Origin of the sequence: Archangium sp. (genome assembly GCF_036277355.1) — a bacterium.
Taxonomy (GTDB): Bacteria; Myxococcota; Myxococcia; order Myxococcales; family Myxococcaceae; genus Archangium.
In genome coordinates this window covers 21755-30491 of record NZ_DASUNC010000081.1, presented here as the reverse complement: position 1 = coordinate 30491, position 8737 = coordinate 21755, and the positions used below count along the sequence as shown (strand labels likewise).

9 protein-coding genes are annotated in these 8737 nt (G+C 68.1%); 7 read left to right on the top strand and 2 right to left on the bottom strand.

What is annotated here, in order from left to right; all coding sequences use genetic code 11:
* Positions 1-225: 225 nt before the first annotated feature.
* From VFZ09_RS21865 to VFZ09_RS21855, 3 genes are read left to right on the top strand one after another with little or no spacing between them, the layout of a single operon-like run.
* On the top strand, positions 226-765 hold the full coding sequence (locus VFZ09_RS21865; RefSeq protein ID WP_329729580.1) for a hypothetical protein: 540 nt from the start codon (positions 226-228) through the stop codon (positions 763-765).
* Positions 762-1772: a M28 family peptidase gene (locus VFZ09_RS21860; RefSeq protein WP_329729579.1), complete on the top strand. Its 1011-nt coding sequence runs from the start codon at positions 762-764 to the stop codon at positions 1770-1772. Before VFZ09_RS21865 ends, VFZ09_RS21860 begins: the two co-directional genes overlap by 4 nt.
* Positions 1773-1799: 27 nt before the next feature.
* Positions 1800-2780, top strand: coding sequence for an aldo/keto reductase (locus tag VFZ09_RS21855; RefSeq protein ID WP_329729578.1), 981 nt, complete (start codon positions 1800-1802; stop codon positions 2778-2780).
* A gap of 3 nt (positions 2781-2783) precedes the next feature.
* Here the strand turns inward: VFZ09_RS21855 and VFZ09_RS21850 are convergent, their stop codons facing one another.
* A complete protein-coding gene (locus VFZ09_RS21850; RefSeq protein ID WP_329729577.1) occupies positions 2784-3755 on the bottom strand; it encodes an FHA domain-containing protein in 972 nt (323 codons plus the stop codon).
* Positions 3743-5074: a serine protease gene (locus VFZ09_RS21845; protein WP_329729576.1), complete on the bottom strand. Its 1332-nt coding sequence runs from the start codon at positions 5072-5074 to the stop codon at positions 3743-3745. The genes VFZ09_RS21850 and VFZ09_RS21845 overlap by 13 nt, the downstream gene beginning before the upstream one ends.
* 92 nt (positions 5075-5166) lie before the next feature.
* On the opposite strand from VFZ09_RS21845, the gene VFZ09_RS21840 reads away from it, so the two are divergent.
* The 4 genes from VFZ09_RS21840 to VFZ09_RS21825 all read left to right on the top strand — a co-directional run bounded on the left by VFZ09_RS21840 (position 5167) and on the right by VFZ09_RS21825 (position 8637).
* Positions 5167-5490: a hypothetical protein gene (locus VFZ09_RS21840; RefSeq protein WP_329729575.1), complete on the top strand. Its 324-nt coding sequence runs from the start codon at positions 5167-5169 to the stop codon at positions 5488-5490.
* Entirely contained in the window at positions 5487-5858 is a 372-nt protein-coding gene (locus VFZ09_RS21835) for a hypothetical protein (protein WP_329729574.1), read from the top strand. Before VFZ09_RS21840 ends, VFZ09_RS21835 begins: the two co-directional genes overlap by 4 nt.
* Positions 5858-7639, top strand: a complete 1782-nt coding sequence (locus VFZ09_RS21830) for a KGGVGR-motif variant AAA ATPase (RefSeq protein WP_329729573.1) — start codon at positions 5858-5860, stop codon at positions 7637-7639. Before VFZ09_RS21835 ends, VFZ09_RS21830 begins: the two co-directional genes overlap by 1 nt.
* Positions 7640-8151: 512 nt before the next feature.
* Positions 8152-8637 carry a hypothetical protein gene (locus VFZ09_RS21825; RefSeq protein WP_329729572.1) on the top strand — a complete coding sequence of 162 codons (486 nt, stop codon included), beginning with the start codon at positions 8152-8154 and terminating at the stop codon, positions 8635-8637.
* Positions 8638-8737 lie beyond the last annotated feature (100 nt).

The following is an 8737-nucleotide window of genomic DNA, read 5'->3' as shown; positions in this document are numbered from 1 at the left end:
GGGACCTCACGAGCGGGGCTCGGAGGGCATGAGGAACCCGGCGCGGAGACAACACGGCCGTCAGGGGCCGAGCGGTTCCGACGAGCTCTTCCTGCCCCCTGTTTCTCGGCCGCCACCTTAAGCGTTCGACCCTCGGGGCTCCAAGACTCCTGGTGTGGGCCGCCAGCCCGCTGGGACTGCGGGCACGCGCTTATTGACTGGGAGAGGAGCTAGAGTGCGGCGCCCATGCGCCATTGGATGATGATGCTTGCCACCGCGCTCCTTCCGGGAATGGCCTCGGCCGCCGGACATGAGCTGTCGCTCGGGGGGAACCTGTTCTCCTCGAGTGGGATGTCCCTCGCCCTGCCCTACCGCCCGGGTCTCGAGGCCGCCTATGCCTACGAGACGGACAACTGGCGGCTGGGAGGCGGCGTACGCTGGAGCTTCAGTGCGAACGGGAGCAATCCGCCGCTCGAGGTCTACGCTCGCGCCCAGTTCACCGCGAACATGGGGGTGTGGCGGCCGGCGGTGGGCCCGGAGCTGGGCCTGAGCTGGATGCGCGTCGTGGCCCCGGCCAACACGGGTTTCCCCCCGGACTACCCCGACACCCGGACCGGGCTCTTCGGGCCCGCCTACGCGGCCATCCACGCCGCGCCGCTGCGCTTCGCCTTCGGCCGCTTCACCGCCAGCGCCCTGGAGCTCCAGTGGGGCACCCTGCTCTCACGCCAGCCCGGCTCCATGCTGCGCCTGCAACTCGGTCTGCTCCAGGTGGGGGTGATGCTATGAGAGCCTTGCGCGCCGTCCTGCTGCTGCTCGCCGTGAATGCCTGTGCCTCGCGCGCCCCCGTCGAGGAGCCCGCCCTCCTCCGGGCGGGAGACTTCGGCGCGGGTGCGGAACAGGCCCGGCTGAAATCGGACGTGGAGGCCCTGGCGGCCGCCCACCTCGAGGACACGCCACTCGACTGCGGTGCCTTCGACCTGGAGCAGATCAACCTGGAGCACCAGCCGGTGTGCCACCTCACCCGCGAGAAGGCCCGCCAGTTCGTGCGCGCTCGCTTCGAGTCCCTCGGCTACACGGTCATCGAGCAGGAGATGGAAGGCCCGGCCTGGCCGACGTCCAACGTCATCGCCGAGCTGAAGGGCAGCACGCACCCCGACGAGGTGGTGGTGGTGGGGGCCCACTACGACTCGTTCCACGCGGGCGCGGACGACAACAGCTCGGGCGTGGCGGCCATGCTGGAGATGGCGCGGCTGGCGGCGGGCAAGCGCTTCGCGCGCACCATCCGCTTCGTGGGCTTCGACCTGGAGGAGCTCGGCCTGGTGGGCAGCACGCGCTTCGTGCGCGAGCTGCCGGGAGAGGAGATCGTCGCCTCCATCGTCTTCGACTGCATCGGCTACAAGGACGCGCGCCCGGGAGCGCAGCAGGCACTGCCCGGCTTCCCCATTCCCAACACGGGGGACTTCATCGCCGCCATCTCCAACGAGCAGTCGCGTCCCCGGCTGGAGGAGCTGTACGCGCTGGGGAGCCGGCTGGACTTCGTGCCGCTCCGGGGCGCGACGTCGCCGATCGACGGCTCGGGTCCCTTCTCGGGCAACCTCATGCGCAGCGATCACGCCCCCTTCTGGCTCGCGGGGCACAGCGCGCTCTTCCTCACGGACACCGCCAACTTCCGCAACAACAACTACCACCGCGACACGGACGTGCCCTCGACGCTGGACTACGAGTTCCTCGCGGGAGTCACCCGGCTGTCCGCGGCGGGAATCGCCTACTGGGCGGAAGGTCCGCTGCCATGAGCCGCGCCGGTATGGCAGGGTGAGGGCATGAAATACGCCAACCTGGGTCATACCGGTCTGAAGGTGTCGCGCATCTGTCTGGGGTGCATGAGCTATGGCACTCCCAGCTGGCGCCCGTGGGTGCTGGACGAAGCGGCCTCGCAGCCCTTCTTCCAGCGCGCGGTGGAAGCCGGCATCAACTTCTTCGACACGGCGAACATGTACTCGCTCGGGGTGAGCGAGGAGGTCACCGGCCGCGCGCTGCGCAAGTACGCGCGGATGGAGGAGGTGGTGCTCGCCACCAAGGTGTACTTCCCCATGACGGACGGGCCCAACATGGGAGGCCTGTCGCGCAAGAACGTGGTGCAGTCCTGCGAGGCGAGCCTGAAGCGGCTCGGGGTGGAGACGATCGATCTGTACCAGATCCACCGGATGGATCCGGAGACACCGCTGGAGGAGACGCTGGCGGCGTTGGATCAGCTGGTGAGGCAGGGAAAGGTCCGGTACATCGGCGCGAGCTCGTCGGCGGCGTGGAGGTTCGCGAAGGCGCTGAGCCTGTCGGAGCGCAACGGCTGGGCGCGCTTCGTGTCGATGCAGAACCACTACAACCTCGTCTACCGCGAGGAGGAGCGGGAGATGATGCCCCTGTGCGAGGCGGAGGGCATCGGGGTGATTCCGTGGTCGCCGCTGGCGCGGGGGCTGCTGGCGGGCACGCGCAAGTCACTGGATGACAAGCAGTCCACGACGCGAGCGGGCTCGGACGCGTTCGCGTCGGCGCTGTATGACAATCCGCACGACTGGGACGTGGTGGAGGCGGTGAAGAAGGTGGCGGCGGCCCGGGGCAACACGCCCGCCGAGGTGTCCCTGGCGTGGCTGCACTCCAAGCCGGCGGTGGTGGCGCCCATCATCGGCGCCACGAAGATGGAGCACCTGGAGGCGGCCATCCGCTCGGTGGACGTGACGCTCGGCGCGGACGAGGTGAAGGCGCTCGAGGCGCCCTACCAGCCGCACGCCGTGCGCGGGATGTAGCGCTCAGGGCTTCTCCTTCGCGAGCGCGTCCACGTCCTCCTGCAGCTTCTGCGTGCCCTCGAAGAAGGAGTCCACCGGCTTGGAGGGCACCAGTTGGAAGGCGGGTGGCAGCAGCGTGCGATCGAAGTCGACCGAGGAGGTGAAATCCTCCTCGCCCAGCAGCGAATCCGCCTGGGTGAGCGCACCGAAGCACACGAGGATGACGCCCAGCACCTGGATGAGCCGCCGGGGCTCCGTGCGCGTCACGTAGCGCAGGTGCCAGAAGAGGATGAAGCCCACCCAGGCCAGGTACCCGGCCAGGGACACCCACCGGACCCACGCGCCCAGCCCCAGGCTGTAGGTGATGACGCCCATCAGCAGCGGAATCACCAGCAGCCCGAGCAGCCCGAAGCTCCCGATGGTGCCGTGAGCGCCGAAGTGGAACACGCGCCGCGCCACCTTGCTGGCGACGGACCAGAGGCCCGACCAGACGAAGCACACGAACACGGGCGCGACGACGGCCAGGGCCAGCGAGCCCCAGTCCGTCTTCTGGTAGTTCGTCAGGTACTCGCGCAGGAGGAAGGTGAGCACCGTCACCGCCAGCATCGCGGGGAAGGCGAAGGGCCGCTCGAAGGGACGGACCTGGGGCGCCACGGGGATGGCGGTGACGCGCGTGTCCTCCACCACGTGGGCCCGGCCGCGGAAGCGCAGCACGGTGTCGCCCACGGCCACGCGCGCGTCGTCCGCGAGCTCCAGCTCCGCCAGCCGCGCCCAGGGCTCCACGCGGAACGTGCCATTGGTGCTGCCCGTGTCGCGCAGCACCAGCCGTCCGTCCTCGGTGCGTTCGATCCGCAGGTGCGAGGCGGACACCTTGGGATCATCGAGGATGACGTCGTTGGAGTAGCCGCGCCCCACGGTGACGGGGAAGCGGTCCAGCCGGTGCCGGGCGTGGACCTCGTCCGCCTCGAGCACCTCCAGGAAGATCACTTCGTCCACGCGAGCGCCTCCAGGTAGCGGCGAGCGAGGGCGCGCGCGTTGTCGGCGGAGAACCCCGCCAGGGTGAGGCTCGTCTGCACACCCGAGGTGCTCGCGTTGGTCGTCGCGGCCCGGAGCGCCAGGTCATACAGGCCGGGGAACTTCTTGTAGGCGCGCAGACACAGGGCGGTGCGCGTGGGGACGCCGCCGACCTTCACGAACTCCACGCGGCAGCGGAAGTTCGTCACGTCGTCCTTGGTGGCGTCCACGCCGCCCGGGTCATTGCTGAAGGTGGCCTCGTAGAGCGCGGAGAAGCGCAGGGCCCCGAGCTTGTCGCTCGACACATAGGCATGGTCATAGGCCACCACACCGGTGCGGTGCTCGCCGCTCAGGTAGATGTCCTCCTCGGAGGAGCACTGGTAGTTGGTGACGGTGTACGGGTTCTCCGGCTCGTGGGGGGTGTCGCCCCAGCACTTGAGGAAGGGCAGCCAGCGGCCGGGCACGTGGTACTCGCCGAGCTGCTGGGTCGGGAGGGGCGCGGCCAGGAGGCGCTCGGTGATGCGCTGCTGGTTGTCCAGGAGCTGCGAGCCGACCACGGCCAGGAGCGCCGAGGGGCTGCTCTCCTTCACCTCGCGGGCGCGCTCCACGAGGGCACGGGCATGGGCCACGGGCACGAGGAAGCCGAGCTGGTTGCCCATGGTGGACACGTTGACGCCCACGACACGGCCATCGCCAGTGACGGTGGGCCCGCCGCTCATGCCGGGATTGATGGCGCCGCTGAAGTGCACCTTGTCGTAGAGCGCGTCCTGCACGAGGCCGTTGTAGGTGCCCTCGACGATGGTGGTGCCCAGGTCATGCGGGTTGCCCATGGCGTACAGGCGGGTGCCCTGGGGAGGCTCCTTGGGGGCCAGCTCGAACCATTCCTTCACCGGCGCGTCCTGCCGGATGACGGCGAGGTCGTGCACGACGTCCACGTCCACCACACGGACGGGAATGGCCTCGGAGTCCTTGCCCTCGCGCACGAGCTCGGCGGTGTAGTCCTCCGGGTGGTGAACGATGTCGGAGATGACGTGGTAGTTGGTGAGGGCGTGTCCCTCGGTGCTCACGAAGAACGCCGAGCCGATGGATGACCGGGTGCCACTGCGCCGCTCGATGATGCGCACCTGGGCGACGCGGCCCTTGAGGCGCTCGAAGAGCTCATGGGTGGCGGGGGGCAGCGAGGCCACGGGCAGCGGAGGAACGACGGCCGGGGTGTCCGCGTCCGGCTCGTCTCCGGGGAGGTCATCCGCGGCCGGGACCGGAGCCTGGGCCAGCGCGGCGAGGAGGAGGATCGTCAACATGCGGGGCACACACTATACGTATACGTAGGGCCCCGGGAGCACCCGGTGTTATATTCGCGGCGATGATCTACTGGAGCACGCGCCAACGAGGCTTGGTCGAAGCTGTCCTCCAGCGCCATCCAGCCGAGTCCTCCGAGTGCGCCAAAGCTGCGCAGAGCATTCTTCCAACGGCTCGGGAGATCGATCACACCGCGCACGCACGCATCATCGTGGCGGAGAACGCCCTCTACATCCAACCGAAGGGACCCTCCCGCCGCTGGATGTACCACGTGACGGTGGCCGTGACGGAAAACCACGTGGACGTGTTGACGGGTCCGGACGGGTTTCCCCAGGAGACCTATCTGGAGACGTACTTCCACCACTCCGAGGCCCATACGGTCCGGCCGGTCGAACCCGACGAGTGGGCAACGCTATGACCTCGCAAGAACGCATCCTCCGCCGGCTCGACGAGAAGCTCGACTCCATCCTCGACAATCCGGAGGGATGGGGCGGAATCGACGCACTGGAGCCGCTGGTGCTCCTGCTGTTGCTCCTCCGGGCGGAGCTGGCGACGCCTCGGGTGACCCACGCCGAAGTCTTGAAGCAGTACAGGGTCTTTCTCGCCACGCGCCTCAGGCCGGGAGTCGGGGACATTCGCGAGCGCTTGGGAGACGCGCTGTCGCTGGAGAACATGGTCGCGCTCCTCCGCGAGCACGTCTCCAGCGTCCGCACGAATCAGCGTCCCTCGACTTCAACGGTGGGATTCCCGAGATACATGGCCGTCGAGTCCGAGGCACGCCACTGATGGGCGAAATCATCTCGTTCTACTCGTACAAGGGAGGCGTGGGGCGTTCGATGGCGCTCGCCAACGTGGCCACGCTCCTCGCGCATCGAGGCCGACGCGTCCTGGTCGTCGACTTCGACCTCGAAGCACCTGGGCTTCATCGCTACTTCCTGTCCTCGTTTCCCCGAACCCGCCGGCTGCGTCAGCAGCCTGGCGCGGGGCAACTCGGGACCATCGACTTCTTCTGCGAGCTCTCGGACCTCTTCTCGACTCGGAAGGACTCCCTCCAGAAAGCCATTGCCTCCCTCCTGGACTCCGGCAGGTTCGGATACTCCATCCCTGTCAGGTCACCCACCCGTTCCCGAGCCGCCAGTCTGGACTTCTGGAGCGCAGGTCTCTTCGACAAGGACTACGCCAGCCGCGTACACGACTATCCCTGGGACCGGCTCTATGAGGAATCCCAGGAGGTCTTCACGCAACTCGCGGAGGAGTGGAGGGCTCGCTACGACTACGTCCTCCTCGATTCGCGCACGGGCATCTCGGACCTGGGGAGCGTCTCCACCGTCATCCTGGCGGACAAGCTGGTCCTGGCCTTCACGCTCAACGAGCAGTCCCTGCACGGAGTGACAGAGCTCGGGCGACAGGCGGTACAGTTGAAGAGAAGCATCGGTGCGTCCAGGCCCCTGGCCCTGTTTCCGCTCCTCAGCCGGGTCGACGAGGGTGAAGAGCGATTGAATCGCAAGTGGAGCGGGGAGGCCGCCCGACGCTTCGCCTCGCTGTTCGAAGCCGCTTACGGGCCGGGCACGCTCGACTTCTCGGCCTACTTCGATGCGGTCCGAATCCCATATCGGGGGTACTACGCCTACGGCGAGAAGATTGCCGTCGAGGAGGAAAGGCCGGCGACACTGGGCTCCCTCGCAGAGGGATATGAGCGGTTTCTCGACTGCGTCCTCGGAGAGCGGCTGGAAGGGTGGCAGGAGCGCATCCGGAGCACGGTGAAGCCCATCCGGATGGATGGCGGTCTGTTGGTGAACTTCGAGAACCCGTCCGCGCTCTCCATCGTGCTGGACTTGGAGCACGTGGTGAAGGTTCCCGAGCAGCTCCCGGCGCGCGGGCCCACCGAGCTGCGAGACATCCCCATCAACAGGATGGCCTGGGAATGGGCCCTGCGCGAGATGGAGCAGGGGGTCGAGCGTGCGACGCAGACCATCCAGGGGACGCTGCACGTCTTCGCGACGATGCCCTATCCCGCAGCCGTGTTCCTCGGAAGATGCCTGGACGACCTCGCCCGGACCCGTCCCATCCAGCTTCACCAACTCGACCCGCGCATCCACGCCTGGGTTCCGTTCTCGGGAGTGGGAATGTCCGCCCCAGAGGCCACCGGGCCCTACTTCCATCCGCTGGAGCGAGTGCAGGCGTACTCGGGACAGGCTGTGCTGCTGGCCATCGAGGGCATGACGCCAATTTCAAAAGCGTCACTCTCCCAGCTCGGCCTCCGCGTCAATGCGAGCATCTACCACCTCCAGCCAATACAGCGACGCCCCCTGCCACCTGGCGCCGGAGCAGCGGTCGTCGAGGAGCTCAGGGCCGCGCTCCTGCACCTGCGGGAACAGCACCCCTCCGCGCCGCTCCACGTCGTGACGAGCGCACCGGTGGCGCTCCTCATCGAGCTGGGCCGCCTGTTGCCTCCCTCGGTGTACAAGAGCGTCACCGTCCACCAGTTCGAGCCCGGGTCCGGCAGCTACGTTCCCGTGCTCGATGTCATCAAGCGTGAGGTGGTGGCCACCCAGGAGCCGGCTTGACACTCCCGAAGCCCGGCCCCTAACTTGGGAACGCGGTCCGAAGGCCAGCTTGTTCTTTTCCAGGCCCGTTGCTGCGTGAGCAGCAAACGAGAATCGGGTGAATTGCCGGAACCCCCGGAGACGGGCAACCGGCAGCCAAGGCCGACATGGCGGGGCAATGGTGTCCGTGTCCCAAGGGGTCGGCAAGGTTCAGAGACTAGGGTCCGAGCGAAAGCGGTAATGACCCCACGAGCGCCCGACGTCTTCCCGGCAGTGAGGAAGACGATGAGATAGTCCGGTCTACCGAGATGATCGGCGGTCCCAAACGGTAGAAGCCGGGGATAAAGAGCCCCGGCGATAACAGCGCTTCGGCTACGAGGGCCTTCGGACCGCGCCCCTCCCCGGAGTTCCCGCCCTTGGAGCGAGCGAGCAACCGGAGTTTGGACTCAGGGTGAACACCCATCCTACATTCAGAGCAGGCCCCAGAGTCCTCGGGTGACTTCCGCGCTCCGTACGGTAACCTTGCACCTCAGATGAAGCCTGAAGCCCGCGCCGAAATGGTCGCACATGCCGAACGCGCCCTGCGCCGCGGAGAGCTGAACGAGGCCGTGGGCCTCTACGAGACGCTCTGTCGGGCCTTCCCCGAGGACGAGGCGCTCGGGCTCAAGCTGGCCAACCTGCGCGAGATGCTCCAACCCGAGGAGCTGCAGGCGCTCCAGGCCCTGCGGGCCAGTGCCCGCCCCGACGCCGTCCCCCAGGGCCCCTCCACCCCCGCCTCCGAGGGCGAGCGGCTCTTCTTCCTCGGGGACTATGTAGGTGCCGCGGCCGCCTACCGCCGCGCCCTCCAGGCGCACCCGGAGAACGAGCTGTTCCGCGAGCGGCTGGTGGAGCTGTACCGGCTCGCCCGCTCCCTCCCGGTGAGCTCGCCCACGGACCGCCAGCTGCCCCGCCAGGCCGAGCCGCTCCTGCACGCCCTGTTGGACCGGCTCGCCGCGCGCCGCCGCCTCAAGCGCGATTGACGCTTTGCACCCCAGCGGGGCGGCTCCTAGAATCCAACCCCGACGTCGCTGTCATACCCACGCCCGCCCCCCTGACACTCGCGTCCGAATGGGCATCGGC

Excerpts from the sequence above, each read along its gene's own strand:
- VFZ09_RS21865 (WP_329729580.1), top strand. The coding sequence starts at position 226 with ATGCGCCATTGGATGATGATGCTTGCCACCGCGCTCCTTCCGGGAATG.
- VFZ09_RS21830 (WP_329729573.1), top strand. The coding sequence starts at position 5,858 with ATGGGCGAAATCATCTCGTTCTACTCGTACAAGGGAGGCGTGGGGCGT.
- VFZ09_RS21845 (WP_329729576.1), bottom strand. The coding sequence starts at position 5,074 with ATGTTGACGATCCTCCTCCTCGCCGCGCTGGCCCAGGCTCCGGTCCCG.
- VFZ09_RS21860 (WP_329729579.1), top strand. The coding sequence starts at position 762 with ATGAGAGCCTTGCGCGCCGTCCTGCTGCTGCTCGCCGTGAATGCCTGT.
- VFZ09_RS21825 (WP_329729572.1), top strand. The coding sequence starts at position 8,152 with ATGAAGCCTGAAGCCCGCGCCGAAATGGTCGCACATGCCGAACGCGCC.
- VFZ09_RS21835 (WP_329729574.1), top strand. The coding sequence starts at position 5,487 with ATGACCTCGCAAGAACGCATCCTCCGCCGGCTCGACGAGAAGCTCGAC.
- VFZ09_RS21855 (WP_329729578.1), top strand. The coding sequence starts at position 1,800 with ATGAAATACGCCAACCTGGGTCATACCGGTCTGAAGGTGTCGCGCATC.